Source organism: Flavobacterium sp. ASW18X (assembly GCF_005144745.1).
GTDB lineage: Bacteria > Bacteroidota > Bacteroidia > Flavobacteriales > Flavobacteriaceae > Croceivirga.
The window spans coordinates 20071-47021 of record NZ_SWKK01000003.1 but is presented as its reverse complement, the minus strand read 5'-3'; the positions used below and the strand labels follow the sequence as shown (position 1 = coordinate 47021).

General features: G+C 38.4%; 25 protein-coding genes and 1 tRNA gene. 18 read left to right on the top strand and 8 right to left on the bottom strand.

Annotated features, from left to right (window positions below):
• Positions 1-233: 233 nt before the first annotated feature.
• The 3 genes from FBT53_RS01200 to FBT53_RS01190 form a co-directional block, all read right to left on the bottom strand.
• Positions 234-3248: a DNA polymerase III subunit alpha gene (locus FBT53_RS01200; RefSeq protein WP_136949350.1), complete on the bottom strand. Its 3015-nt coding sequence runs from the start codon at positions 3246-3248 to the stop codon at positions 234-236.
• Between the two features lie 108 nt (positions 3249-3356).
• A complete protein-coding gene (gene dinB, locus FBT53_RS01195; protein WP_136949349.1) occupies positions 3357-4571 on the bottom strand; it encodes a DNA polymerase IV in 1215 nt (404 codons plus the stop codon).
• 267 nt (positions 4572-4838) lie between these two features.
• Positions 4839-4920 (bottom strand) — tRNA-Leu (locus FBT53_RS01190).
• Between the two features lie 149 nt (positions 4921-5069).
• Here FBT53_RS01190 and FBT53_RS01185 point away from each other — a divergent pair.
• The 3 genes from FBT53_RS01185 to pth all read left to right on the top strand — a co-directional run bounded on the left by FBT53_RS01185 (position 5070) and on the right by pth (position 7336).
• The gene (locus FBT53_RS01185) at positions 5070-6011 is read left to right on the top strand and encodes a ribose-phosphate pyrophosphokinase (protein ID WP_136949348.1); all 942 of its coding nucleotides are present in this window, start codon (positions 5070-5072) and stop codon (positions 6009-6011) included.
• Positions 6012-6031: 20 nt separating this feature from the next.
• Positions 6032-6640 (top strand): 50S ribosomal protein L25/general stress protein Ctc, encoded by a 609-nt coding sequence (locus FBT53_RS01180; RefSeq protein ID WP_136949347.1) that lies wholly within the window; start codon positions 6032-6034, stop codon positions 6638-6640.
• A 129-nt stretch (positions 6641-6769) separates the two neighbouring features.
• Entirely contained in the window at positions 6770-7336 is a 567-nt protein-coding gene (pth, locus tag FBT53_RS01175; RefSeq protein ID WP_240729737.1) for an aminoacyl-tRNA hydrolase, read from the top strand.
• Here pth and FBT53_RS01170 read toward each other — a convergent pair whose 3' ends face one another.
• Positions 7337-8032, bottom strand: coding sequence for a hypothetical protein (locus FBT53_RS01170; RefSeq protein WP_240729735.1), 696 nt, complete (start codon positions 8030-8032; stop codon positions 7337-7339).
• Positions 8029-11784, bottom strand: a complete 3756-nt coding sequence (locus tag FBT53_RS01165) for a reprolysin-like metallopeptidase (RefSeq protein WP_136949345.1) — start codon at positions 11782-11784, stop codon at positions 8029-8031. Before FBT53_RS01165 ends, FBT53_RS01170 begins: the two co-directional genes overlap by 4 nt.
• A gap of 54 nt (positions 11785-11838) precedes the next feature.
• Between FBT53_RS01165 and FBT53_RS01160 the strand changes: the two genes are divergently transcribed.
• Positions 11839-12777 (top strand): bifunctional riboflavin kinase/FAD synthetase, encoded by a 939-nt coding sequence (locus FBT53_RS01160; RefSeq protein ID WP_136949344.1) that lies wholly within the window; start codon positions 11839-11841, stop codon positions 12775-12777.
• Positions 12761-14095, top strand: a complete 1335-nt coding sequence (locus FBT53_RS01155; RefSeq protein WP_136949343.1) for an HTTM domain-containing protein — start codon at positions 12761-12763, stop codon at positions 14093-14095. The genes FBT53_RS01160 and FBT53_RS01155 overlap by 17 nt, the downstream gene beginning before the upstream one ends.
• Here FBT53_RS01155 and FBT53_RS01150 read toward each other — a convergent pair.
• On the bottom strand, positions 14082-14462 hold the full coding sequence (locus tag FBT53_RS01150) for a VOC family protein (protein WP_136949342.1): 381 nt from the start codon (positions 14460-14462) through the stop codon (positions 14082-14084). The genes FBT53_RS01155 and FBT53_RS01150 overlap by 14 nt on opposite strands.
• A gap of 38 nt (positions 14463-14500) precedes the next feature.
• Complete coding sequence (locus FBT53_RS01145; protein ID WP_136949341.1) at positions 14501-15067, bottom strand: cysteine hydrolase family protein; 567 nt, start codon at positions 15065-15067, stop codon at positions 14501-14503.
• 117 nt (positions 15068-15184) lie between these two features.
• Between FBT53_RS01145 and serS the strand changes: the two genes are divergently transcribed.
• The 13 genes from serS to FBT53_RS01080 all read left to right on the top strand — a co-directional run bounded on the left by serS (position 15185) and on the right by FBT53_RS01080 (position 25104).
• Positions 15185-16456, top strand: a complete 1272-nt coding sequence (gene serS / locus FBT53_RS01140) for a serine--tRNA ligase (RefSeq protein WP_136949340.1) — start codon at positions 15185-15187, stop codon at positions 16454-16456.
• 55 nt (positions 16457-16511) lie between these two features.
• The gene (locus FBT53_RS01135; protein ID WP_370323656.1) at positions 16512-18296 is read left to right on the top strand and encodes a tetratricopeptide repeat protein; all 1785 of its coding nucleotides are present in this window, start codon (positions 16512-16514) and stop codon (positions 18294-18296) included.
• A 9-nt stretch (positions 18297-18305) separates the two neighbouring features.
• Positions 18306-18617, top strand: coding sequence for a DUF4286 family protein (locus FBT53_RS01130; protein ID WP_136949339.1), 312 nt, complete (start codon positions 18306-18308; stop codon positions 18615-18617).
• A complete protein-coding gene (locus tag FBT53_RS01125) occupies positions 18617-18928 on the top strand; it encodes a gamma-glutamylcyclotransferase family protein (RefSeq protein ID WP_136949338.1) in 312 nt (103 codons plus the stop codon). The genes FBT53_RS01130 and FBT53_RS01125 overlap by 1 nt, the downstream gene beginning before the upstream one ends.
• A 27-nt stretch (positions 18929-18955) precedes the next feature.
• Positions 18956-19819 (top strand): 16S rRNA (adenine(1518)-N(6)/adenine(1519)-N(6))-dimethyltransferase RsmA, encoded by an 864-nt coding sequence (gene rsmA, locus FBT53_RS01120; protein WP_136949337.1) that lies wholly within the window; start codon positions 18956-18958, stop codon positions 19817-19819.
• On the top strand, positions 19806-21158 hold the full coding sequence (mgtE, locus tag FBT53_RS01115) for a magnesium transporter (protein ID WP_136949336.1): 1353 nt from the start codon (positions 19806-19808) through the stop codon (positions 21156-21158). The genes rsmA and mgtE overlap by 14 nt, the downstream gene beginning before the upstream one ends.
• Positions 21159-21188: 30 nt before the next feature.
• A complete protein-coding gene (locus tag FBT53_RS01110) occupies positions 21189-21554 on the top strand; it encodes a cupin domain-containing protein (RefSeq protein ID WP_136949335.1) in 366 nt (121 codons plus the stop codon).
• Positions 21551-22483 carry a 2-hydroxyacid dehydrogenase gene (locus FBT53_RS01105; RefSeq protein WP_136949334.1) on the top strand — a complete coding sequence of 311 codons (933 nt, stop codon included), beginning with the start codon at positions 21551-21553 and terminating at the stop codon, positions 22481-22483. Before FBT53_RS01110 ends, FBT53_RS01105 begins: the two co-directional genes overlap by 4 nt.
• A gap of 27 nt (positions 22484-22510) precedes the next feature.
• Positions 22511-22966 (top strand): DUF1801 domain-containing protein, encoded by a 456-nt coding sequence (locus FBT53_RS01100; RefSeq protein ID WP_136949333.1) that lies wholly within the window; start codon positions 22511-22513, stop codon positions 22964-22966.
• Between the two features lie 63 nt (positions 22967-23029).
• Positions 23030-23416, top strand: coding sequence for a VOC family protein (locus FBT53_RS01095; RefSeq protein ID WP_136949332.1), 387 nt, complete (start codon positions 23030-23032; stop codon positions 23414-23416).
• 52 nt (positions 23417-23468) lie between these two features.
• The gene (locus FBT53_RS01090) at positions 23469-23891 is read left to right on the top strand and encodes a TM2 domain-containing protein (protein WP_136949331.1); all 423 of its coding nucleotides are present in this window, start codon (positions 23469-23471) and stop codon (positions 23889-23891) included.
• 101 nt (positions 23892-23992) lie between these two features.
• Positions 23993-24469 carry a GNAT family N-acetyltransferase gene (locus tag FBT53_RS01085; RefSeq protein ID WP_240729733.1) on the top strand — a complete coding sequence of 159 codons (477 nt, stop codon included), beginning with the start codon at positions 23993-23995 and terminating at the stop codon, positions 24467-24469.
• 8 nt (positions 24470-24477) lie between these two features.
• Positions 24478-25104, top strand: coding sequence for a protein-tyrosine-phosphatase (locus FBT53_RS01080; protein WP_136949329.1), 627 nt, complete (start codon positions 24478-24480; stop codon positions 25102-25104).
• 1 nt (position 25105) lies between these two features.
• Here FBT53_RS01080 and FBT53_RS01075 read toward each other — a convergent pair whose 3' ends face one another.
• The gene (locus tag FBT53_RS01075) at positions 25106-26944 is read right to left on the bottom strand and encodes a lysophospholipid acyltransferase family protein (RefSeq protein WP_136949328.1); all 1839 of its coding nucleotides are present in this window, start codon (positions 26942-26944) and stop codon (positions 25106-25108) included.
• Positions 26945-26951 lie beyond the last annotated feature (7 nt).

Sequence of the window (26951 nt, the reverse complement as noted above, 5' to 3'; positions counted from 1 at the left end):
CGGTTTATCATTAGCCCTATCACAAAAGCAAATAAAAGCGTTAACTCACCTATTTAGAGCACACTAGAAACACGCATATCATTACTGTTGATAAATTGTCTAGTAGATTAGGTTTTTATTCTTTCTAATTTAAATTTGATTACAACACCAAATAAACCCTTGAGTAGAATTATCCAAGATTGCTATCAAATGCCTTTTCTTTTTGCACAGTGCTAAGTACATCTATTAAACCATCAAACTTTTTCACCATTCTTTTTCTTGTCTTCCAATGCCTTTTTACCAGCGCGCATATCTGCATAGCGAGGGTCAGAGACATAATTTTGCTTTTGCATCTTAATAACCTCAACACTTAAAAAACCAAATTCGCTCACCACTTTACCATAAAACCGATAAATACCTTTGCCCCTAAAACTATATTTGGCGGCGACTGGTGGAAAAAGAACCGTATCAAACACCTCTCCGTAACAATCCAAAAGCGTAGCAAAATGCATGCGTTTACCCGTATGTGTTTTGGTATTTTTTACCGTAACCAAATACCCGTAAATATCTATATGCTTGTTTAAATACGCCTGCAAATGCTGTTGCCCGTTGCTGTTTTTAGCAGGCTCTGCCAACAATGCAAAAGGGCTACACAGCGGAAAACCCAATAGTTCCCACTGTTCAAAAGCTGTTTCTAAATCCGTAGTATGTAGTTTGGGAATTTGGAACTTGGGTTGCTTAGGCTTAAAAAGCTTTGGATGTTCTACACGTTTGCCCTTGGCCAACGCAAAATGTGCTTTCCAAAGTAATTCATGCTTATTGATTCCTGTAAACCTAAAAGCATCTATACGTATTAAAATACTCAACTGCTCCATAGCAATAGGCACACGGTCTAGAAAATCTTCCAGAGATAAAAAACGTCCTTGCGCCACGCGTTCGTTAACAATGCGTTGCATTACACGCTCTTCCAAATCGCGCAGGTACATAAACCCTAAATAAATATGGGTACCGTAGATAACATTAGCCGCTACACTTTGGTTTACGCAAGGCGGATGTATGGTTGCCCCAAGCATACGCGCATCATGAATGTAAAATTCGGCACTATAAAATCCGCCCCCGTTATTGAGTACCGCCACCATATATTCCAATGGAAAATAGGCCCGCAAAAATAAACTCTGATAGCTCTCTACCGCATAAGAGGCCGAATGCCCCTTGGCGAAAGCATAACCAGCAAAACTAGCCACTTGGTGCCACACCTCATCTATCAACGCTTCTGCATACCCTTTGGCCAAGCAATTGCTTCGGAATTTATCCTTGACTTTTTCAAACTCTTCGCGCGAGCGAAATTTACCACTCATGCCCCTACGGAGCACATCTGCCTCTCCTAAATCCAAATCTGCAAAATGATGCGCCACCTTTATCACATCTTCTTGGTACACCATAACCCCATAGGTTTCTGGCATAATAGACAATAACACCGGGTGCCCTTTTTCTTCTGCCCTTCCTGGATTACGATGCCTAAGAATATACTCCCGCATCATACCGCTTTTAGCTACCCCAGGCCTAATTATAGAACTGGCCGCCACCAACCCCAGATAATTATCTACCTCCAATTTTTTAAGCAGCATGCGCATAGCAGGAGACTCCACATAAAAACACCCCATGCATTGTGCTGTTTTTATTAAATTATTGATGGTAGGGTCTTTAAAAAACGTCTTTACATCATGAATATCAAAAGTGAATTTTTCTGGCTGATTGTATTGTACAATACCCAAGGTATCTTTGATTTTACCTAGACCGCGCTGTGCAAGAATATCAAACTTATACAAGCCCACATCTTCTGCGGCTATCATATCAAAATGAACGGTAGCAAAACCTTTTGGCGGCAAAAATGTGGCCGAAAATTGCTGCAACGGGCCCTCGCTTATTAAAATACCGCTAGCATGTACGCTTACATAATTGGGCATTCCATGAATAAGCCTTCCGTATTTGAGCACCAACTGCGCTATAGTATCTAGTTGTTTTAGGTTGGTTTGCCCCGCACTCAAAGCATCTATTTCTTCTTTAGGCAACCCAAACACCTTGCCCAATTCCCGGATTACCCCTCTTTCCTTAAATGTAACATAGGTACCTACCAGCGCCACATGGTTAAACCGATTAAAAATATATTGCGTCATATGCTCGCGGTCTCGCCACGAAAAATCAATGTCAAAATCTGGTGGGTTGGCGCGATAGAGGTTGATGAACCTTTCAAAATACAAATCCAAATCCATTGGGTCCACATCTGTAATTCGCAATAAATACGCCACCACACTATTGGCGCCACTACCCCTACCCACATAGAAAAAACCCTGCTTGCGAGCATAACTCACAATATCCCAATTAATGAGAAAGTAAGAGACAAAATCCATCTGGATAATTAAATCCAGTTCTTTTGCCATACGGTCTTTTACGGCCTGGGTTACCTCTGGATACCGATACGGCAACCCTTCTTCTGCCAATTTTTTGAGCAAGACTACATCTTCTGAGGCATTGCCAGTATAGTGCCGTAAGTTTTGGGTCTTTTTATCGGCAGAAAAATCAAAAAACAGCTCACAGCCATCCAACAGTTTTTGGGTGTTTTCCAAAATAAAACTGTATTCTGAGAACACTTGGGCCAAATTGGCGATAGGATACATTTTCTCTTCTTCGCTGGCCACCTGGTCATCGTCTAGCTTGCTTAACAATACATTATTATCAATGGCACGTAATAGCCTATGCGCATTAAAATCGCGCTTGTTTCTAAAAGTAACCGGCTGCTGCACTACCAGCTTGTCCGTATAATTTTTAAGTCGAGAAAAAGGCAGTCTCCTCAAATCGCGCACAGAAATACCTATAAATTCATGCGGCAGAAATTCTTCATACTCATTCAGCAATACTTTCTCAAATGGATATACCACAAAGGCATTTTTAAAAACAGGAGCCCGTTCTGGAATAAGAATATGCTGATGTAAAAAACGGGACAAATAAGTATTCAATTCTTGAAACCCCTCATTATTCTGTGCTACACCAACAAAACACTGGTCTACGCCATTTCTAAAATCGATACCCAAAATAGGTTTTACGCCATATTCTGGCGCCTTACGTACAAAATTTAATGCCGCAGAAGTATTATTTATATCTGTTAACACCAATTGCCGCACATGATGCTCTTGTGCCAATTGCAAAAGCGCTACCTCAGAAAAGGTTCCAAAACGCAGGCTGTAATAAGTATGGCAATTTAGATACACGGTGTTTTATTTTTCGTTATTCGTTGTTCGTTGTTCGTTGTTCGTTGTTCGTTGTTTGTTGTTTGTTGCATGCATTTTTTTTAAATTGATACTGCTTGCAACTAGGTTTTACTGTTTTCTGTGTGCTAAAACAACAGGTGGTTGCCCATTAAATGGGTTTTGCATTCTACCAATGGTTTTGGCCCCCATAGCAGACGCTCGCAATACGGCCCTGTCCCCAAAGCGCTGCCGCACTTTATCCATGGCTTGGTATAGATTCAAGGTTTCTTCCGTATCCTCGAACAAGTTTATCTGGTAGTTTCCAGATACCAGATGGCTAAACCGCACCCCAACCAAGCGCACCAACATTCTTTTATTGTAAAGTGATTGAAACAACTCCATCACCTTAGGTATTAAAATATGGTCCGCACTGGTGTAGGCAATTCGTTTTTGCTTGGAATAGGTGTTAAAATCTGAATAGCGAATTTTTACCGTAATACAAGCGGTAAGCTTTTCGCCACGCCTTAGCTGATAGGCCAAATTCTCTGTCATTGCCGTTAAAATACCCTTTAGCTTAACCACGTCTATCGTGTCTTTATCAAAAGTGCGCTCCGTAGAAATAGATTTACGCTCGTTAAAAGGAACCACTGGCGTATTATCTATGCCTTGTGCCCTTTTCCAAATGAGCACCCCGTTGGCACCCAGCACTTGGTGAATAACATCTTTGGGCATTTCTTGCACGGTTTTTACTTGGCGTATTCCCAGATTACGTAGGGTTTGGTAGGTTTTATCGCCCACCATGGGTATTTTTTTAATGGACAAAGGAGCCAGAAAAGGTTTTTCGTACCCAAAATCTATTTTTATTTGATTGTTAGGCTTTGCCTCATTGGTAGCAACTTTAGAGACCACTTTATTTACCGAAAGCCCAAAGGAAATGGGTAAACCCGTCTCCTTGATTATTTTTTTACGCAGCTCCGTAGCGTATTTGTACGAGCCAAAAAAACGGTCCATCCCTGTTAAATCTGCATAAAACTCATCTATACTAGATTTTTCAAAAACAGGTACCTGCTCTTTAATAATTTCCGTAACCAAATCTGAATGCTTGCTGTAGGTACCCGCATTGCCCCGAATTACCACCGCCTCTGGACACAACTGTTTGGCCATACGCATAGGCATACCAGAATGCACCCCAAAACCACGGGTTTCATAACTACAGGCCGCCACCACACCACGGTCACTTGTGCCGCCAACCAATAATGGACGGTGCTTTAACGCTGGTTGTATGAGTCGCTCTACAGACACATAAAACGTATCTAAATCCAAATGTAGAATAGTCTTGTTCATACTTTTTAACTCCCCACTGTCAACCTATTAAATCTTCATTTCAAAACAATTGAAAGAAGAATGCATAAAAAAGGGGAAGCTAAATTATGGTATTATTCCATTTATTTGGATTTTATCCATGTTAAAATATCAACATGAATAATATAGATTCATTTGGGACCTTAGCAGCAATTAAAGGCTCTACTAAAGTCATTTAAAAAAGAAGAAAGAGGGAGATAGTAAAATCAACAAAAAAGCCTCAAAATCGTATGATTTTGAGGCTTTAAGTACCTTGGGTGGGAATCGAACCCACACGTCCGAAGACACTGGATTTTGAATCCAGCGCGTCTACCAGTTCCGCCACCAAGGCTAAAACGGATGGCAAAAGTATAAAATTAATTCAATTTAAAAACCAAATAATGATAATTATTCTTTAGCAACCCAGATTAATGTGTAAATTTGCAGCGATTTTAAGCAGGCATATTTTTAAGTTAACATGCCTGTTTTCAATTTTTAGCAATGCCGTATCAAGTTCCAGAACCGAAAATTTTTGCCTGCTCCCAGAGTACCGCTCTAGGAGAAAAAATCGCAGCTGCCTATGGGGCAGAGCTAGGAAACATTAAATTCTCTAGGTATAGCGATGGAGAGTTTCAACCTTCTTTTGAAGAGTCCGTTAGAGGAGCCAGAATCTTTATCATAGGTTCTACCAATCCCGGACCAGAGAACTTAATGGAAATGTTGTTAATGTTAGATGCCGCAAAACGTGCTTCTGCGAGACACATTACTGCGGTAATGCCTTATTTTGGTTGGGCCAGACAAGATAGAAAAGATAAGCCTAGAGTGCCTATTGCAGCTAAACTAGTGGCTAAAATGCTAGAGACTGCTGGTGCCACAAGGATTATTACTATGGATTTGCATGCAGACCAGATACAAGGTTTCTTTGAAAAACCTGTTGACCATCTGTTTGCCTCCACTTTGTTCTTGCCTTATTTAAAAGAACTAAAACTAGATAACCTTTGTATTGCATCGCCAGATATGGGTGGTTCTAAAAGAGCCTATGCCTATTCTAAAGCTCTAGAGAGTGATGTTGTTATTTGCTACAAGCAGCGAGAAAAAGCCAACATTATTTCTAAAATGGAATTGATTGGTGATGTAACAGGTAAAAATGTGGTTTTAGTAGATGATATGGTAGATACAGCCGGCACCTTAACTAAAGCAGCAGACCTAATGATGGAACGTGGCGCACTAAGTGTACGTGCCATTACTACACACGGCTTACTTTCTGGCAATGCTTATGAAAGAATAGAAAAATCTGCTTTAAAGGAATTAATCATCACAGATTCTATTCCTACCAAGGAGAATTTTAATAAGATAAAAGTATTGAGTTGTGCTAAATTATTTGCAGATGTAATGCATAGAGTACACCACAACACCTCTATATCTTCTAAATTTTTAATGTAATTTTTTAATAAATAGATAAAATGAAATCGATTACTATCAAAGGATCCCAAAGAGAAAGCGTGGGCAAAGTAGCAACTAAGGCCTTACGTAATGCTGGAAAGGTCCCTTGCGTTATATACGGAGGGGAATCACCGATACACTTTTCAGCAGAAGAGCTATCGTTCAGAGATTTAGTCTACACTCCTAACGCGTATACCGCTGTAATTGAGTTAGAAAATGGACAGTCTATCAACGCTGTGTTGCAAGACATCCAATTTCACCCAGTAACAGATAGTATCTTACACATAGACTTCTTCCAGTTGTTTGATGACAAGCCTGTGACTATGAATATTCCTGTTCGTTTAGAGGGGAACTCTCCAGGTGTTAGAAACGGTGGTAGATTGTTATTCAGAAACCGCAAGCTTTCGGTTAAAGCATTACCTAACTTATTACCAGACGAGATTGTTGTAGATATCTCTAAACTTAAAATTGGTGGTAAAGTTGCTGTAGAAAGCCTAAGAGTAGATGAGTATACTATTATGCAGCCAGACAACATTACCGTGGTACAGGTTAAGGCCTCTAGAAACGCTGCTGTTGGTTCTGACGAAGACGAAGAAGACGAAGAAGGTGGTGAAGCGGCAGAAGCTTAATCCGCTAAAAATTTATAAAAAGAGCATCCTTTTCTTAAGAAAAGGATGCTTTTGTATTTTTAAGCCATGCTGAAATGGTTTTTTAAACAAAAAAAAGAAGTTTCTATACAAATTACAGAAACAAACCCCATGAAAAAATTCTTGATTGTAGGTTTAGGAAATATTGGTGCAGAATATGCTAATACGCGACACAATATTGGATTTAAAGTACTTGATGCTTTAGCCGAAGAAGAACAATTTACATTTGAAAGTGCCAAGCTTGGCAGTGTCGCCACTTTTACTCACAAAGGTAAAACAGTCATCTGCTTAAAACCATCTACTTACATGAATCTTAGTGGCAAAGCTGTTAAGTACTGGATGGATCAAGAAAAAATACCGCTTAACAACGTATTAATTATAACCGATGATATTCATCTAGATTTTGGCACCATCCGTTTAAAAGGCAAAGGCAGTGATGGCGGGCATAATGGCTTAAAAGACATACAAAATGTACTACAAACCAGCACTTACCATAGGTTTAGATTTGGTGTTGGCGCTAATTTTGGCAAAGGTAAACAAGTAGAATTTGTTTTAGGCAAATGGAGCGCCCAAGAAGAAAGTGCTTTGATAGAACGCTTGCAAAAATCTACAGACTTAATACGTTCTTTTGTCTTTGCTGGCCCCAAAAACACAATGAATCTGTTCAATAACACTTAATCAGAACACTTTAAAGTCTAGCACTCCAGAATCCGAAGTATTACCTTCACTATCCGTAGTAATAACTCGCCAAAAGTAAATAGTATTCTCTTCTGCATCAACTACGGTTTCCATTACCGTTGCATCTAAAGTGGCTACTAGTTCTAGAGGTGGATTTTCCGTAGAAAAATACACTTTATAATTTTCTATATCTTCTTCCACATCAGAGCCGTACCATTTTAAAGAAACTTCGCCAGCGTCATTCAATTGTATCGTACTCCCAGAGATAGGAGCTATTACTTGTGCAGGAAAAGGAGCATAAGTGGTTTGCGCCCCTGCATTGTAAAAGAGCCAATTATCACTAGTAGCTGTTTCGTTAGAATCATTAGAAGAAGACAATACAGACCAAGAATAAGGAGCTCCCTTATCTATTGCCACACTAAGGCTTGTATTCATAGTATTGAATGCTTGTGGCGTATTGGTGTTTAAATTTATAATTGTTAACGTATATAAATCCGTATTAGCGCTGGGTTGCCACTCAAAACGCACTTGACTTTGAGTTGCATTTAAAGAGACTCCCGTAGTACATTCCGCATCTTTATCTGGAAAAACTAATAAAGCTTCTTCTGGTGCAGGCGGTGGTCCATCGTCCTTTTTACCACATGCAAACACAATTAAGAACAATAGTAGCGCTAAAAGTTGTTGCAGTCTCATCATCGCTTCACCACTTTAACTGTTTTTGAATTTCCATTCCCAACAATCTTTAAAAGATACACACCATTTGCAAGGCCATCCATCTCTAGGGTTGCAAATCTGTTTTCTAAAGTTTTATTTCTAACCCAAAGTAACGTGCCATCCATAGCAAACAACTGCAGGGACACCTGTTTTGCTGGAAAACCGACCCATACTTGAGCTTGGCTCCGAACCGGGTTAGGCACTACATTGGTTGTTGTTGCTACAAAAACTGTTTCTTTATACACCCCTTGACATTCTTGTAGCGTACTCACTTTTATATCATTCTTTCCATTCACTAAAGGCAATTGATAAATTGAATTATCCGTCTGATAAAGAACCCCGTTTAGCTCTATGGTATAAAAATTGGCACCAGACAACTGCAATTCTAAGAGCGTACCTTGTTGCAATTCACTAGTTAAAACCTCTAATAATTCTGGCTCCGTTACCACAACTTCAAAACACTTTTCAGTATAATTCACGGTACCATTTGTACCTACTATACAAAGTTGATAGGTTCCTGACGAAAGCCCTTCAAAACTAACTTCTTCCGTAAAATCTTGTATCAAATTATTAGCCCCACCAGTAATCGTCGCTGTATAATTCAACGTTGTATCCGCAGCAGTCACAGAAACCATTCCATCTTCTGCATTAATACAAGTTTCGCTAGCGATTGCCACGGTAAAATTATTGGCCGCAAACTGATTTATAGCACAACCACTAGTATTTACCGGTGTTCCTTTTGGCGTACCCAAACACAAATCGTCCCCATCATCAAACACACCGTCCCCATCTTCATCTGGCCTAAAAATACCTTCTACACAAACTTCCAAAGAAAAAGCCACCAGTTCACCACCATCAGATGCCGCCGCATCCTCTATTTGCAATGTCCATTCTCCTAGCAAAGACTCTCCATTAAAAGAAGCTAAAGATCCAAAAGGTTGTAAATTACCACTGATAGCAGGATTGTTTCCGCAACTAACGGGGTCACCACCATCTTCAAAAACCGCCACAATATTATTGCTACTGCCGCATGCTTTGGATACCAAAACAACGCTTGTACCGTTAGGTGAAATTAAGCGTAAGGTTAAATCTTCTAAAAACGTATGTGATAATTCTACCGCTACTTTTAAATCTGCCACCTTAACATCTTGAAAAAAAGCTATTTTAGAGCTAACAGTCACCGCATTTTCTGACGGTATTTCTAAGGGTAAGAAATCGGCATCAAAAGTATCACAGTCTACTATAGAAGTCGTAAATTGATGTACCGCGCCAAAAACCCCTTCACCACATTCATTTTTTGGCTTAATGCGCCAGAAATATGTAGTTTCTGGCAGTAAGCTAGTAAGCTTGTAACTATTGAAATTGACTGTACCTAACGAAATGATGTTTGTAAACATAGCATCCGTAGCCACTTCTACATCATAGGACTGATGGTTGGCCGTACCGGTCCATTCTAATGTTGGGCTTAACGTAATGCCTGCCGCTTCATCCGCAGGAAAAACCGGTGAAATTCCAGTAAATGCATCATCCAATACCAAAACTGTAACCACTACTGATGTTGTTATACTATTGGCTGTAGCCACAATCTCAACATTGTGGTAACCCGCTGGTACGCTTGCCAGATTATCTAAAGTTACTGTTACTGGGGTATTATTAGCGGTAACTGTAGGCTCAGAAAATACAGCAGTTACCCCAGCCGGACCATTAATACTCAATGTAGCTGTTTCTGCAAAACCGTTGTAAGCTTCATACACAAAAGGAATCACTAAAGAATTTGGCTTGCAAACCTCATAATTTAAAGCATCAAAATTTAGGACAACATCTGTGGATGTCACAGTAATCGGCGCTTTATTAACGGCAAAAAATATGGTATTTACCCCTTTTACCATCACCCGTCCGTTTGTAGTGTTGACCCCTGGCATCTGCACTTTAGCTGTACCTGTATTAGGCACTCCAGACACTAATAAATGGTCATAAGATAAGCCTCCATTATCAGAAAAGTAAATAGCTACTTCTTCTGCGTTGATTGGCGCTACATTGGTATTAGCAACATCCCAAGAAATAGTTTGCACACTCCCCGCCTGGTAGGTTTCTTGTAACATCTGGGAGGTGACCTTAAAAGGCCCTGCACCATTTACCACGCTTACAGCTACCGTATCTGCTGCTATTTGACCTCCATTAGGATTGTTATCCCTTACGGTAACCGCAAATTTTAAATTCCGCTCTACAGTAGAGACGGTTTCCCAGATAGAATCTTTAGTGGGTAAGGTCTGGGTTAATAGATTTCTCGCCACCCTAGAAAGTCTGGGAAAATACCTTGTTGGACTAGCTGTTGGAGGAACAGACCTAAAATTAGCACCAGAAGAATTTTCTGGACCAAAGGTTTCTGTAGTTACTACTCCATTATCTATTTGCTCCCAGGCATAGGTTAGCATGTCTCCATCTGCATCTGTAGCAGATGCTGTAAGCGCAAAGGCAGTTCCCTTGGGGATTATGTAATCGGTTTGCGATGCAATTACAGGCGCCTGATTCGCTAGAACCACTTCTTCTGCACAACTAGTAGTAGCAATAAAGTCTGTAATTTGAGCAATACTTGCATGATGAAAATAATCACTTCCGCTTTCTGCTACATTATTTCCTTCCACTATACCTGCATACCCCATTATTGTAGTACCACTAGCAGGTTCCATTTGCACCCCTGTCCCTTCGGTCTCAAAAGACCATGTGTGATTTGCACCAAATTGATGGCCTAGTTCGTGCGCTACATAATCCAAATCGAACGCATCCCCAGACGGCTCTTGTGCTGCAGAAAAGGCGCTCCCTTTACTTGCATCCTTACAAACCGAACCAATAGACCCTGCATTGCCGTTATCATTGGCAACATGAAACAAGTGCCCAACATCATAATTTGCCGCACCAATTACAGCATTGATTGTACTTTGTACTTCAGAATTTAAACTACTACCATATGGGTCCGTATCCTTATCTGTATAAATAATTGCATCGTTATTAGAGATTAGTTCTAGCGTGATAGCCAAGTCTCGCTCAAAAACCATATTAATCCTAGTAAGCGTCGCATTAATAGCCGCTAAAGCCCCAGCCTTTGTACCACCAAATTTTGCGGTGTATTCCCCAGTAGCAGAAACCGCTATTCTAAATTTACGCAGCGTTTGGTCTTGCACTAAATTTTTAGACCAATTGCTAGTAACCAATGCTTTACCAAATTCGTATGGCGTTTTACAAATAAAATTTTGGATTTGCCGTGATTCTGTATTTCTATCATGCACATGATATAACGTATCCTGAGCTTTATCTTTTGCTAAAATTTGCACCTCACCACCTGTAACATCAAGTACTGTAGCATCTACTGCGAGGGGAGTTACACTTATTTTTGCTCGGTACAATTTGTCTAAACTTTCCGCAGTAAATGATTGTATTTCTGGATATTTCTTTGCCAAATCTGGATGTAAAATCCCAGTTTCTCTTACCTTAAAAGGCACTAATCCTTTATTTTTTACAGGCAAATACACAAAAGCTTTCCCTAGCTTGGCCTTACCTATCAATGTACGGAACTTAGATTCTTCTAATTGGTAAAATTCTGATGAATTGTTCTTGCCTGCTATTGTTGTAGCAGTCTGAGATACAATAGGTTTCCAATAATCCGCTTGGGACCAACTATAAAAGCTGATAAAAAATATGGAAATTGATAAAACAAGGTGTAACTTAGCTCTCATCCTAAAAAAGGGGCGTATTACTATCAAAAGTAAGCCTTTTTTATTTGTAATCCTGTGGAAGCAATCCAAGATATTTTTGAATTTACTACCCAAGAAAGGACGGCCATTACTATTGGTACGTTTGATGGTGTTCATATTGGTCATCGTAAGATTTTAGAACGCCTCATAAATAATGCCAAAAGTACAGGCACTAAATCTTTGGTACTTACCTTTTTCCCCCATCCAAGGATGGTGCTGCAAAAAGATGCCAATATAAAATTGTTAAATACCTTAGAAGAAAAGCAGTACATTTTAAAACAAAGCGGATTAAACTACTTGATAATTCACCCATTTACACAAAAATTTTCTAGACTTACTGCATTAGAATTTGTGCGCGATGTATTGGTCAATCAACTAAAAGCTAAAAATGTAGTAATAGGCTACGACCATAGATTTGGCAGAAATAGAAATGCAAATATTAAAGACCTTATCGGTTTTGGGGAAATATATGATTTTGATGTTGAAGAAATTCCTGTGCAAGAAATAGAAGACGTATCCGTAAGCTCTACCAAAATCCGAAAAGCACTAGAAGAGGGCGATATAGAGACCGCAAATAGCTATCTGGGCTATGCTTATCTGCTTACTGGTACTATTGTTAAAGGTAAAGGCATTGGTAGACAAATAGGGTATCCTACGGCTAATATACACATTGCAGAAACGTACAAGTTAATTCCTCAAAACGGCGTTTATATTATAAAATCTACAATAAACAATAAGACCGTTTATGGCATGATGAATATTGGCTTTAACCCTACTGTAGACGGCAACGAAAAAAGTATAGAAGTACACTTTTTTGATGTTGAAGGCGATTTATACGGTCAGAAAATTCAATTGCATTTATTGAAAAAAATAAGAAACGAACAAAAATTTGATTCGTTAGAAGCCTTAACTTCACAATTAAAAGAGGACCAAGAAACTTCTTTGATGTACTTAAAAAATGCAGCGCATATCTAATTTTCTCTTCAAAAAAATAGACAACGTACAACTGGTTATTTTCCGAGTTTGTTACGGTTTATTAATTGCCGCAGAATGTTACGGAGCTATTGCCACTGGCTGGGTAAAGCGTACTTTAATAGCACCTAAATTCACCTTTAATTTTATTGGTTTTGAGTGGTTACAACCCTTGCCTGGTTCTGGTATGTATATCTACTTTACTGTCATGGGTACTCTAGGCTTACTAATTACCATAGGTTACAAGTACAGATGGTCTGCACTGAGCTTTGCTATTTTGTGGACAGGGGTTTATTTAATGCAAAAAACATCTTACAACAACCATTATTACTTGTTAATGCTACTGGCCTACATCATGGCATTTTTGCCTGCAGCCAAAAACCATAGCTTAGATGCCAAATTACAACCAGACATTAAAAAAGATTGGATGTATAACTGGTGCCGCTGGATTATCATCTTACAATTATTTATAGTCTATACCTACGCTAGCATTGCAAAACTATACGGAGACTGGTTAGATTTCAGCATCATAGAGTTACTAATGAGTAGTAAAAAAGACTATGTGTTGGTGGGCGAATTTTTACAGCAACCATGGGTACATAGATGTATCGCTATTTTTGGCATAGCGTTCGATTTATTTATTGTGCCTACCCTACTCTGGAAACCCACTAGAAAATTTGCTTTTGCAGCAGGTATCTTTTTTCACTTATTCAACAGCTTTGTTTTTCAAATTGGCATTTTCCCCTATCTATCTTTAGCGTTTTGCTTGTTCTTTTTTGAACCCCAAACCATTAGAAAATTAGTTTTACAGTCTAAGCCAGCCGTAGTCCCTACCACAAATGCCTTACCAAAGCACCATAACTTTACCACAATGGCCATAGGGAGCTATTTATTACTACAATTATTACTGCCTATTCGGCATCATTTTATTGCTGGAGACGTTTTATGGACGGAGGAAGGTCACCGACTTAGTTGGCGCATGATGTTGCGTAGTAGAGCGGGCACCATAAAGTTTAGAGTAGTCAATAAAAAGACTAAGAAAACAACTTTTATCAACCTTAATGACTACCTCACTAGCAAACAAAAGCGAAAGGTGGCCTGTTACCCAGATTTTGCTTGGCAATTTGCGCAGCATTTGAAAAAAGAATTTGCTGCTAAAGGAGAAGACATCAGTGTTTATGTAAGTTCTAGAGCAAAAGTTAACCGTGGTGAATACGCCACTTTTATAGACCCAAAAGTAGATTTAGCAGCGGTATCTTGGCAGCATTTTAGCCATCACGATTGGATTTTACCCTATCCTCAAAAGACTAAAAAGGAGTAGCACGTTGACATAATTGTAATGGTAAACCCCAAGGGTCCCTTAACATTACAAGATGAGTGCCATCGTCCTTTTTTGCTTCTTCTATAAAACTACAACCTACTTTTTGCAAACGCTCTTTATCTTGTTGTGCATTTACAGATATAAAAGCGATATGAAAGGTAATATGATGTTCTTTTTTAAAATCTGTCATTTTATGTTCTGGCCTATGATACAACTCCAAAACTATACGGTCCGCACTATCTGCTAAAAAGGTCATAAACGGTGGCCGGTTTAACTGTTTAACCACTTTCAATCCAATATGTTCTTGGTACCAATCTACCATATCTTGCAAATGCGCCACATTTAAGGCAAAGTGTTCAAAAGTCATAATTCTAGTGGATATAGTTTAAAATGATAGCGTACTTTTTACAATTCAGAAAACAACTTTTCACTATCCCAAACTGTAGTAAATTCATCCTTTAAATTAGCTAATGTTGTATAGTGTATGGTTTCTGCACTATATTTTTCTCCATTTATACCGATGCGTTCAAATGCCGCTGTTGCATCAGAAATAAGGTAAGTTTCATACCCTAAATTACCAGCCATTCTAGTAGTGGTAGACACACAGTGATTTGTTGTAACACCAACAATAACAAGCGTTGCAATTCCCTTGGCATCTAACTGCTCCTGCAAAGTGGTCCCTATAAATGCACTGTTTACATTTTTAGTAATCACAGGTTCATTATCCAAAGGCAAAACTGCATCATTAAATTCAAAACCCATGTTGTTTACATTGAACTTAGATTCTGGATGGGTAGAAGTATGTCTAATATGAAAAATGGGTAAATTGAGCTTTCGCCACTTTTCTAATATCGTCCCGCAAACGGACTCAGCATTTTTATTGTTTCTGGTACCGCCCCAATAATCTTCATCTAAAAAAGCCTTTTGTACATCAACAAGAATTAAAGCTGGATTTTTCTCTTTTAGCGCCATTTCAAATTCAATAGTTTACTAAATAATTTAAATACAATCAATGCTGGGGGATTCTAGCCAAATATAGTTTTATAATTGGGCTATTCCCTTAAATTTGCAGGACAAAATTTTAATTCGATGTTGCAATTACACGCTATTAGAGCAAACAAAGAGGAATTTGCAGCGGCTTTGGCTAAGAGAAACCTAGACGCACTTCCTATATTGGACAAAATTCTAGAACTGGATGAAGAAAGACGTGCTACACAAACACAATTAGATAGTACTCTAGCGGAAAGCAACAAACTATCTAAAGAGATAGGCATGCTTTTTAAAAGTGGCAAAGCTGAAGAAGCTAATGTTCTTAAAGCCAAAACAGCGGAATTAAAAGAAGCCTCCAAAGTTCTAGGAGAAAAACTAAATGACGCTGCCGAAAAATTGCAACAAGAGTTATATCAGGTTCCCAATATTCCACACCCTAGTGTTCCTGCGGGTAACTCAGAAGAGGATAATGAAGAAATATATACAGAAGGTAATATACCTACCCTTGTAGAAGATGCATTACCCCACTGGGAATTAGCAAAAAAGCACGACATTATAGACTTTGAACTAGGCGTTAAGATTGCTGGCGCTGGATTCCCCGTTTATAAAGGTAAAGGCGCTCGCTTACAACGTGCTTTAATCTCATATTTTTTGGATAAAAATACAGCTGCTGGCTACACAGAAATACAGGTGCCTCATTTGGTAAATGAAGCTTCTGGCTATGGCACAGGACAATTACCAGACAAGGAAGGTCAAATGTACCATGTAGGTGCAGATGATTTGTATTTAATACCTACAGCAGAGGTGCCTGTGACCAACCTTTTTAGAGATGAACTTTTAAAGAGTGATGATTTTCCCATTAAATACACTGGATACACGCCTTGTTTTAGAAGAGAAGCAGGCAGTTATGGCGCTCACGTACGCGGATTAAACCGCTTGCACCAATTTGATAAGGTAGAAATAGTGCGCGTAGAACACCCAGAAAACAGCTATGCTGCCTTAGACGAAATGGTGGAGCATATTAAAGAAATTTTACGTGAGCTTAAATTACCTTTTCGTATTCTAAGGCTTTGCGGCGGCGATTTAGGGTTTACTTCTGCGTTGACTTATGATTTTGAAGTGTTCTCTACAGCGCAAGACCGTTGGTTAGAGATAAGCTCTGTTTCCAATTTTGAAACTTATCAAGCTAATCGTTTAAAACTACGCTTTAAAGACGAAAATGGGAAAAGCCAATTTGCACATACCTTAAATGGTAGTTCTCTGGCATTGCCACGTGTTTTAGCTGGCATATTAGAAAACTATCAAACAGCAGACGGTATTAAAATTCCAGAAGTCTTGATACCCTATTGTGGTTTTGATTTAATAGACTAACAGGTTTTTGTAGCAGCTTAACATATTTATCCTTATTTCTCCGTTATCTTTGGGTATGATGCGTATTTGCCTGCTAATTAGTTTTCTTTGTTGCTTTGGTACTTGGGCTCAAGACGATTTTTTAGCCAAACAGTATTACAATGATGGTGCGTTTGAAAAAGCCAAAGTCTTGTATGAAAAATTGGTGAAAAGAAATCCGTCTAGAACGGACTATGCAGAATATTATGTGGGTTGCTTACAACAGCTTGAAGCTTATGAAGAAGCAGAAGCCTTCTTGCTTAAAAAGTTAGAACAACCTAGAGCTTTCCCAACTTTTTATATAGAATTAGGGTACACATATGCCTTGCAAGAGAAAACAGCCCAAGCAGATATGTTCTATGACCGCGCCATAGCAACCTTGGCACAAAACCCGAATTTTGGCTATCCTTTGGGGCATCGGTTTCAAAAATATGCGCTTTTAAATAAAGCCATAGAAACGTACACTACCGCCATGGAACTAAAGCCAGATTTAAATTATGATATTCATTTAGCTCGTATTTATGGAGAGCAAGGTGCTATTGGTAAAATGTACGAGTCCTATTTAAAACTTATATATGAAGGCCACACCAGCCGTTCTAATGTTTTACGTTATCTAGAAGACTTTATTTCTGACGACCCAGAGGATCCTAACAATATTTTACTTAGAAAAACCTTATTAAAAAATGCACAAAGGAATCCAGATGTATTGTGGAATGAACTTTTGAGCTGGCTATTTATTCAACAAAACCAATTTAACAGTGCTTTTGCACAAGAAAAGGCTATCTATAAGCGTACGGACGAACTGTCTTTAGACCGGTTAGAAAACTTAGGAAAAATAGCTTTAGACAACCTAGCAGATGAAACCGCTGCTGCAGTCTTTGAATACATATCCCAAAATGCTAACCAACCTTTGCAAAAGCTTAATGCACAGTTAGAGTTAATACAATTGCAATTAAAACAAGACGGAGCCAAATCTTACAGTAGTGTAGATAAAAAGTTCCAAGCTTTAATAGAAACGTACGGCTTGGATTCTAAATCTCTACAGCTTCAAATTGCTTACGCTAATTTTTTAACCTTCAATCTAAATACTCCAGAACCTGCCATCAATCTGCTTAGAAAGAGCATGGAAATCCCTATGGGACGCTATGGAGAGGCTTACCTAAAAATGGCATTAGGGGACATTTTAGTTTTTGACCAAAAATTTAATGAGGCTTTAATTTATTTTACCCAAACTCAAAAAAACCTTAAAAATGATGTTATGGGTCAAAATGCTCGATTTAAAGTAGCACAAACTAGTTTTTATAAGGGCGATTTTGACTGGGCGCTAACCCAGCTAAAAGTATTACGCAGTTCTACCAGTCAACTTATAGCCAATGATGCTATGCAATTGAGCCTCTTAATTTCAGATAACACCTATGAAGATTCCACACAGGTAGCACTTAAAAAATATGCGCGAGCAGACCTTCTGGCGTATCAACAAAAAACGGATGATGCTATTTTGCTTTTAGGTACTATTTTAGAAGAACACAAAGGACAGCAAATAGAAGACGAAGCTTTACTAAAGCAAGCGGAATTATTAGAAGCCAAAAAGAAGTTTGACGACGCTCGGTTTAACTACATTAAAATAATAGAGTTTTTTAGCGACGGTATTTTAGCAGACGATGCACACTTTAAACTTGCTCAACTATACGAACAACATTTAAATGAGCCTGAAAAAGCAATGCCGCTCTATGAAAAAATTATTTACAACTATCAAGACAGTTATTATTTTCCGCAAGCCAGAAAACATTTTAGGCGCCTTAGAGGAGATGCTGTAAATTAAATTACATATATGATTATATACAACGTTACCATAAACATAGAAGATAGTGTGCATGATGAATGGCTGCAATGGATGAAAGAAAGCCACATTCCAGATATGCTAGCTACTCAAAAGTTTACAGAAGCAAAAATGTGCAAAGTACTTGTAGAGGAAGAAATGGGCGGCACCACTTATTCCGTGCAATATCGCGTTAAAGACAGAGCTACTTTAGAGGCATATTACAAAGAGAACGCCGAAAATATGCGAATGCAAGGTACTCGCCTATTTCCAAATAAATTTGTAGCCTTCCGCACAGAACTAGAAGTTATCAGCCAACAATAATGAACCCAACGCATCTAATCTTTAGCTATGGTACCTTGCAAGAACCTAAGGTACAAATAGCCATTTATGAGCGTTTATTGCAAGGTCATAAGGCAATATTACCTAATTACACCCTTGCTAACAAAAAAATGTACGGCCAATACCCTGTAGTAATACCTAATTCAGGCTTATGCATCGCAGGAGTAGCCTATGAAATTAATGAAGCAGAATTGGCTCTTACAGATGCATATGAAGGTCCAGATTACACACGCAGCTTGTTACCCTTGGCAAATGGTAAAAAAGCCTGGGTCTATTTAGAAAAACCGCAATAGGTAGTACCTTGCGCAAAAACACCCCAAATGGGTAAAAAAGGAAAGAAAAAGCACACTAAATATCAGCAAGAGGCATCTGCCTCGCAAAGTCCGGTAAAGGCGAAAAAACATTTAGGACAGCATTTTTTAAAAGATGAAAGCGTTGCAAAACGTATTGCAGAAACCCTAACCCTAGAAAACTATAGCAATGTTATAGAAATAGGGCCGGGAACTGGGGTACTCACAAAATATTTATTATTGCGAGGTATGGATTTGGTGGCGATGGATTTAGATGAGGACTCCATTGTGTACCTGAACCACAGTTTTCCTTTAGAATACCCCAACGTGTTTACTAAGAAAGGAAAGCTTAATGTGATTGAGGCCGATTTTTTGAAGTTTAATCTGACCGAATTGTACGGAGATGAACCCTTTGCCATTACAGGTAACTTTCCTTATAATATTTCTAGCCAAATAGTTTTTAAAATGCTAGAGATGCGCCATCAAGTCCCAGAATTCTCTGGAATGTTTCAGAAGGAAGTTGCCCAACGCATTTGCGAACAAAAAGGAAGTAAAACCTACGGCATATTATCTGTACTGGTTCAAGCATTTTATGAGGCCGAATATTTGTTTACTGTTCATCCTCAGGTGTTTGACCCACCGCCTAAAGTGCAATCTGGAGTACTTATGCTCCGCAGAAAAACCAACTACAAATTGGATTGCGACGAACGCTTATTTTTTAAAGTTGTAAAAGCCGCATTTAACCAACGTAGAAAAACATTACGAAATAGTTTAAAAACCTTTGACCTCTCTCCCATTCTCAGAGAAGATAGTATATTTGACCAGCGCCCAGAGCAGTTATCGGTGGCCAAATTTATTTATCTGACAAAACTGATTGAGAATGACCCCGTTTAAGCTAACAGAGGATTTACTAGAGCAGATAAAACAACTCATCTCTCAGAGCAATAGCAGTGAGCTACGTACTCTGATGAATGATATGCACTATGCCGATATTGCAGAAATCATTAATGAGTTAGAAGAAGACGAAGCCACCTACCTCATTAAACAATTAGATACCGAAAAAACTTCTGATGCGCTTACTGAGCTAGATGAAGATGTTAGGGAAGCTATTCTATCCAATTTATCTCCCAAAGAAATTGCAGATGAGTTAGAGGAACTAGATACAGATGATGCAGCAGATATTATAGGTGAGCTACCCAAAAACATTGTACAGGAGGTAATCTCAGAAATAGATGATAGGGAGCATGCCAAAGACATTGTAGACCTTCTGCGTTATGATGAAAGCACTGCTGGTGGTCTTATGGCCAAGGAGCTAGTTAAAGTAAATATAAATTGGAACGTGCTTACGTGTGTAAAAGAGATGCGCGCACAAGCAGAGAATGTTACTCGAGTACATTCAATTTATGTAGTAGATGATGAAGATAAATTACAAGGGCGTTTATCCTTAAAAGATTTGCTAACCACATCTACCCGTGCCAATATTAGTGATGTTTACATTCCAAAAGTAGACTCTGTAAATGTAAATGAAAAACCGGAGGAGGTGGCCAAAATTATGTCTAAGTACGATTTGGAAGCCATACCTGTAGTAGATGAGATTGGTAGGCTGGTAGGCCGTATTACTATTGATGATATTGTAGACGTAATCCGAGAAGAAGCAGACAAAGATTACCAAATGGCGGCAGGTATTTCTCAAGACGTAGATTCTGATGACAGTATATGGGATTTAACCCGTGCCCGTTTACCCTGGTTGATATTAGGGCTTTTCGGTGGGGCTGCAGCTGCCATGATTATGGGCGGATTTGAAGAAATGTTTAAAAAATACACCATCTTATTCCTTTTTACACCGCTCATTGCAGCAATGGCTGGGAATGTAGGGGTACAATCTAGTGCCATAATTGTTCAAGGTTTAGCTAATGACGATATTAAAGGAAGTATTAGTACTAGACTGGTGAAAGAAATGCTTCTTGCCTTATTAAACGGATTTATTCTGTCGATTCTTCTACTCTTATTTACATGGGCTTGGAAGGGAGATTTAATGACTTCCATAGCTATATCTATATCGCTAGTAGCTGTAATTGTAGTAGCTGGTTTTATAGGGACATTTGTACCGCTTTTTCTAGATAAGAGAGGTATAGACCCTGCCATTGCTACAGGGCCATTTATCACAACTAGCAACGATATTTTTGGGATTCTTATCTATTTTTCTATTGCTAAGCTTATCTTAGGTCTTTAGCAGTAACTCCGTTCACTAAAGCAAACCTGCATGAAACCGATAAACATTCAAAAAAAATTAAGGCAATTTAATGCCACGTGGCACCCGCAACAAATTGGAGTTGTAGACCAAATGCAGGTGTTATTAGCCAAATTACAAGGTGAATTTGTTTGGCATAGTCATGAAGATGAAGATGAGCTTTTTCAGGTCGTAAAAGGCACCTTATATATGCAATTTAGAGACCGTACAGAAATAGTTAAAGAAGGAGAAATCATTATTGTACCCAAAGGAGTAGAACATTGTCCGTTAACTAAAAACGATGAAATTGTAGAAGTTTTACTCTTTGAAAAGTTAACTACTGCCCATACAGGAAAAACACAGCATCAACTTACTAAAACAGCATATCCAAAATTATGAAAGTACTTCATTTAGATACCAATCATCCACTATTAATACAAAGATTTCAAGAACTTGGCTGGGAAAATCATGAAGATTACACGAGCAATAAAGCACAGATTGAAGCTAAAATTCACGAATACGATGGTATTGTAATTAGAAGTAGATTTACCATAGACCAGCAGTTCTTAGATGCCGCTACACAATTAAAATTTATTGGTAGGGTTGGCGCTGGTTTAGAAAATATAGATACACAATATGCCAAACGCAAAGGCATCTTTTTAGCCAACGCGCCAGAAGGCAACCGTAATGCGGTTGGCGAACATGCCTTAGGAATGTTATTATCTCTAATGAACAAAATGCACAAAGCACATAGAGAGGTGCGCAAAGGTAAATGGGATAGAGAAGGTAATCGTGGTGTTGAGCTAGATGGTAAAACCGTAGGTATTATAGGGTATGGTAATATGGGAAAAGCCTTTGCCAAAAAACTTAGAGGTTTTGATGTCAATGTTATTTGTTATGATATTGTGGGTGGTGTAGGCGATGAAAATGCTAGGCAAGTGGGTATTATGGAGTTTCAGCAACATGCAGATGTAGTAAGTTTGCAAGTACCCCAAACAGAGCTTACCATAGGTATGATAAATGAGGCTTTTATTAACGCTTTTCATAACCCATTTTGGCTATTAAATACAGCTCGCGGTAAATGCGTTAAAACAGAAGACTTAGTAACCGCTTTAAAATCTGGCAAAATTTTAGGTGCTGGATTAGATGTTCTTGAGTACGAAAAAAAGTCTTTTGAAGACTGGTTTACTCAAAAACCAAAACCCTTTAAATATTTACGCAAAGCTAAAAACGTGCTTATGACACCACACGTAGCAGGCTGGACATTTGAAAGTAAAGAAAAATTGGCGCAAACAATTGTAGATAAGGTAAAGGAAAAATTTATGTAACTTTAGTGGAGCACCAATAAACGCTATATGGCCGCTGAAGCTAAAACGGTAGAAGAATACCTATCTCAACTTCCTGAAGAACGCAAAGAAGCTATAACACAATTACGGGATACCATTAAGGAACATTTGCCTCCAGGTTTTGAAGAGGGTATTTCTTATAAAATGATTGGGTTTTATGTTCCCCATTCTGTTTACCCAGAGGGTTATCATTGTGCCCCAAAACTACCTTTACCATTTATTAATATTGCATCACAGAAAAATTTTGTCGCCCTATATCACTCCGGTATATATGCGGATAAAATGTTGCTAGATTGGTTTGTAGCGGAATATCCAAAGCATGTTAAGACAAAACTAGATATGGGTAAAAGTTGTATTCGTTTTAAAAGAATGAATCAAATTCCGTTCAATTTAATGGCCCAGCTAGCAGCAAAAATGAGTGTTAACGAATGGATTACTCTTTATGAAGAAAACGTAAAACGATAATTGCGTATATTTCAATGAATCATTAAAACCTTGGCTCTAAAGGGCATACATATTTTAGCAATCATGAAAAAACGTGTTACTGGTATAGGCGGATTCTTTTTTAAGTGCGATGACCCCGATAAGGTAAAAAGTTGGTACAATAAACATTTAGGCTTAAATACGGACCAATATGGCTGCAGCTTCTGGTGGAAAGATAAGGAGGGTAACGATGCGCTTACCCAATGGGGTCCCATGAATAAGGATACCGACTATTTTGAACCAAGTAAAAAGCCGTTCATGATAAATTTTAGAGTAGAGAACCTTAAAGAATTGCTGGCTACTTTAAAAGAGGAAGGTGTTACAGTTATTGATAAAATAGAAGAATTTGAGTACGGTAAGTTTGGTTGGATACTAGACCCAGAAGGCAATAAAATAGAACTTTGGGAGCCTATTGATAAAGCTTTTCTTTAGTATTAATTTATTTGCTACTTTTAATCCTAGATAACCAACAATACAATAAACCATGTCGGAAGAAAACAAAGACTTAGGAGATAAAGCTGAAGAAGCTTTTGACAAAGCAAAAGACGCGGCCAAAGAGGCTGCAGAAGATGTAAAAGATGGCGCTAAAGACTTTAGTGAAGGCGCTAAAAAAACTGCTAACGAATTCGCAGAAGGTTTAAAAGATGCAGGTAACGCTGAGAATAAAAAAATACTTGCTGGAATTTTAGCTATAGTATTAGGGTGGTTAGGTGTTCACAAGTTCATCTTAGGGTATCAAAAAGAAGGAATTATCATGGCCGCTATTGGTGTGGTGGGTTGGTTCCTTTGTGGAATACCTACATCCATAGTAGGATTAATTGGTTTAGTAGAAGGTATCATCTATTTAACCAAGTCAGATGAGGAGTTCTACAACACCTATCAAGTAGGTAGAAAACCTTGGTTCTAAAGCATACATTTAAAGACCAGTTAACCTACTGGTCTTTTTTAATTCATACTTTCATCGTAATATTGCAATAAATAAATTATACCAGTATGCAACTTAGGTACATGCTAGCAAAAGATTGGCCTACCGTTTCTAAAATTTATGCAGAAGGCATTGCCACCGGTATAGCAACCTTTGAGACCAATGTACCTTCTTACGAAGATTGGGATGCTGGGCATTTAAAGAATTGCCGATGGGTTGCTACTGAGGCCAACCATCTCATTGGCTGGGCTGCATTAAGCCCCGTATCTAGTAGGTGTGTTTATGGAGGTGTTGCAGAAGTTAGTATCTATATTGCATCTAATGCTAGAGGTAAAGGTATAGGCAAGCAGTTACTACAACAATTAATTTTAGACAGTGAAGATAACGGTTACTGGACCTTACAATCTGGTATTTTTCCACAAAACAAAGCTAGTGTAACCTTACATATAACTTGTGGATTCAGACATTTGGGAACAAGAGAGCGTATTGCCCAAACCAAAGAAGGTATCTGGGTAGATAATTTACTTTTAGAAAGACGTAGCAAAATTATAGGACAATAAATAGACACATGAATACAAACAACCTTTATCCCAATTTAAAAGAAACGCTTGCTCAAATAAATACGGCGAGCATAACAGAAGAACGAAAAACCATTTTAATGCCTTTGGCCCAATACTTGAAAAGCAAAATAAATGAAGACCAGCCTATACTACTAAATTTTATATGCACCCATAATTCTAGACGCAGTCATTTGTCCCAAATTTGGGCACAAACTATAGGCCATTATTTTAATGTAAAGCAGTTATATTGCTATTCTGGAGGTACCGAAGCAACGGCGCTATTCCCTAAAGTTGCAGAAACACTTACTAATCAAGGGTTTCAAATTCAAGTTTTATCCAAAGAAGATAATCCAGTATACGCGGTGAAATTTCACGAAAATGAACCAGCTGTCATCGGATTCTCTAAACGTTATGATCATGACTTTAATCCAGCAAATGGGTTTGGAGCAATCATGACATGTTCTTCTGCAGACCAAGGATGCCCTTTTGTAGCGGGAGCAGAAAAAAGATTTCCAATCACTTTTGAAGACCCAAAGGTATCTGATGGAACCCCTGAGCAAGACGCTACTTATTTAGCAAGGAGCGTGCAAATTGCAACGGAGTTAAAATTTGTGTTTGAAGAAGCTTTAAAGTAATCTACTCCTCTTCTTCAGTCATTAGACCTTGTTGCTGCTGTAAAGCCTCTGCATGTTTGCGTTCCAATTCTGCTTGGAATTCTTCCATCACAGGCTTTACAGTACTTTCTGGCAAATCTGCAATTTTGATATACATTAACCCATCTACAGAGTTATTAAACAAGGGATCTACATTAAACGCTACCACTCTAGCATTTTGCTTAATATATTTTTTTATCAATACGGGCAACCTTAGACTACCTGGTTCTACCTCTTCTATTAGCTTATCAAACTTATTTAAGTCGGCCTGAGTTTCATCAAAAACGAATTCTTTATCCGCGTCCTTCAACTTCACCTTAAATTCTTTTTTTGGGCGCACATATTGGGCTACATATGGATCCCAGTAATGCGATTTCATAAACTCTATCATCAAGGATTTAGAAAAGTTAGAAAACTGATTACTGATACTTACGCCACCAATTAAATACTTATGCTCTGGAAAACGGAGTGTGGTATGCACTATTCCTTTCCATAATAAAAATAAAGGCATGGGTTTTTGCTGGTATTCCGCAACAATATAAGCTCTACCCATTTCTATGCTTTCGCGCATCATGGGATATAATTCTGGCTCAAATCGGAATAAATCTTGCAAATAAAAACCGTCTATTCCATGGTTCTTAAATATCTCTGAACCCAAGCCCATGCGGTAAGCTCCAACAATTTCTTTTTGGTCATCGTCCCAAAGAAACAAATGATGGTAATAGGTATCAAAATGGTCTAAATCTATGGCGTTGTTGGTCCCCTCACCAATGGCTCTAAACGTAACTTCGCGCTGCCTTCCAATTTCCTTTAGGATAAAGGGCATATCTTTTTCTTGCGCTAAAAAAACTTCGTAATTTTTACTTTGTAAAAGCCTTAAATCTTTTTCGCGCAGCTTTTCAATTTCGCCCTGTATAACTTCCGTACGTACAGCAGAAACTATTTTTTTAGGTGGTTTAGGTATTTTTAAAGACGAAGGCACTTTATCTATAAATCGCTCTTTTTCAAAAGCATTCGCCAATAAATACGTTTTCTTTCGCAGCAATTCGGTAAAACTTTCTAATGTAGGCTCATCTTTTTGGGTGGCCACAGAAATGGGCTTCCCAATACGGACTTTTATAGGTCTACGATTTTGAGTTGTTACTTCCGAAGGCAATTTAGCTGTACGAAAAACATCATCAATCTTGGACAACCTATAAAACAACCGGCTATTCTTGGCATGAAAGTAAATAGGCACCACAGGTACTTCGGCTTTCCGTATTAATTTTAAAGCAGCTTCTTCCCATGGTTTGTCTACCACCAATTTACCATCTCTGTAGGTAGATACTTCTCCTGCTGGAAATATTCCCAATGGATGTCCATTTCTTAAGTGGGCTAAAGCATTTTTAAAACCGGCGACACTACTTTTAGCATCTTTATGACTTTCAAAAGGGTTAACAGGCATAATATAAGGCTTTATAGGCTCTATTCTATGCAGTAAAAAATTGGCAATAATTTTAAAATCTGCTCGCTGACCAAGCAAAAGTTTTAGCAATAACACACCATCTATGCCTCCAAGCGGGTGGTTAGAAATAGTAATGAAAGGCCCGTCTTTAGGCAAACGTTTTAAGTCTTCTTCTACTATTTCAAAGTTAATCTCATAATGCTCCAGAATTTTATCTAAAAATTCTGGAGCATCTAATTCCTTATGGTTGTCATAAAACCTATTAATGGTTGTAATACGGGTTACCAGCATCAATAGCCAGCCTACGAAGGTTCCAAAGATTCCGTATTTTTCTAAGTTCAGTACTTGTGCAACTTCTTTTGCGCTTACCAGCCCCATCTACTCT

Excerpts from the sequence above, each read along its gene's own strand:
- FBT53_RS01155 (WP_136949343.1), top strand. The coding sequence starts at position 12,761 with ATGCAGCGCATATCTAATTTTCTCTTCAAAAAAATAGACAACGTACAA.
- FBT53_RS01125 (WP_136949338.1), top strand. The coding sequence starts at position 18,617 with ATGAACCCAACGCATCTAATCTTTAGCTATGGTACCTTGCAAGAACCT.
- FBT53_RS01085 (WP_240729733.1), top strand. The coding sequence starts at position 23,993 with ATGCTAGCAAAAGATTGGCCTACCGTTTCTAAAATTTATGCAGAAGGC.
- FBT53_RS01090 (WP_136949331.1), top strand. The coding sequence starts at position 23,469 with ATGTCGGAAGAAAACAAAGACTTAGGAGATAAAGCTGAAGAAGCTTTT.
- FBT53_RS01110 (WP_136949335.1), top strand. The coding sequence starts at position 21,189 with ATGAAACCGATAAACATTCAAAAAAAATTAAGGCAATTTAATGCCACG.
- FBT53_RS01150 (WP_136949342.1), bottom strand. The coding sequence starts at position 14,462 with ATGACTTTTGAACACTTTGCCTTAAATGTGGCGCATTTGCAAGATATG.
- FBT53_RS01170 (WP_240729735.1), bottom strand. The coding sequence starts at position 8,032 with ATGATGAGACTGCAACAACTTTTAGCGCTACTATTGTTCTTAATTGTG.
- FBT53_RS01095 (WP_136949332.1), top strand. The coding sequence starts at position 23,030 with ATGAAAAAACGTGTTACTGGTATAGGCGGATTCTTTTTTAAGTGCGAT.
- mgtE (WP_136949336.1), top strand. The coding sequence starts at position 19,806 with ATGACCCCGTTTAAGCTAACAGAGGATTTACTAGAGCAGATAAAACAA.
- FBT53_RS01130 (WP_136949339.1), top strand. The coding sequence starts at position 18,306 with ATGATTATATACAACGTTACCATAAACATAGAAGATAGTGTGCATGAT.
- serS (WP_136949340.1), top strand. The coding sequence starts at position 15,185 with ATGTTGCAATTACACGCTATTAGAGCAAACAAAGAGGAATTTGCAGCG.
- FBT53_RS01100 (WP_136949333.1), top strand. The coding sequence starts at position 22,511 with ATGGCCGCTGAAGCTAAAACGGTAGAAGAATACCTATCTCAACTTCCT.
- FBT53_RS01185 (WP_136949348.1), top strand. The coding sequence starts at position 5,070 with ATGCCGTATCAAGTTCCAGAACCGAAAATTTTTGCCTGCTCCCAGAGT.
- dinB (WP_136949349.1), bottom strand. The coding sequence starts at position 4,571 with ATGAACAAGACTATTCTACATTTGGATTTAGATACGTTTTATGTGTCT.
- FBT53_RS01145 (WP_136949341.1), bottom strand. The coding sequence starts at position 15,067 with ATGGCGCTAAAAGAGAAAAATCCAGCTTTAATTCTTGTTGATGTACAA.
- FBT53_RS01080 (WP_136949329.1), top strand. The coding sequence starts at position 24,478 with ATGAATACAAACAACCTTTATCCCAATTTAAAAGAAACGCTTGCTCAA.
- pth (WP_240729737.1), top strand. The coding sequence starts at position 6,770 with ATGAAAAAATTCTTGATTGTAGGTTTAGGAAATATTGGTGCAGAATAT.
- rsmA (WP_136949337.1), top strand. The coding sequence starts at position 18,956 with ATGGGTAAAAAAGGAAAGAAAAAGCACACTAAATATCAGCAAGAGGCA.
- FBT53_RS01075 (WP_136949328.1), bottom strand. The coding sequence starts at position 26,944 with ATGGGGCTGGTAAGCGCAAAAGAAGTTGCACAAGTACTGAACTTAGAA.
- FBT53_RS01165 (WP_136949345.1), bottom strand. The coding sequence starts at position 11,784 with ATGAGAGCTAAGTTACACCTTGTTTTATCAATTTCCATATTTTTTATC.
- FBT53_RS01180 (WP_136949347.1), top strand. The coding sequence starts at position 6,032 with ATGAAATCGATTACTATCAAAGGATCCCAAAGAGAAAGCGTGGGCAAA.
- FBT53_RS01105 (WP_136949334.1), top strand. The coding sequence starts at position 21,551 with ATGAAAGTACTTCATTTAGATACCAATCATCCACTATTAATACAAAGA.
- FBT53_RS01135 (WP_370323656.1), top strand. The coding sequence starts at position 16,512 with ATGATGCGTATTTGCCTGCTAATTAGTTTTCTTTGTTGCTTTGGTACT.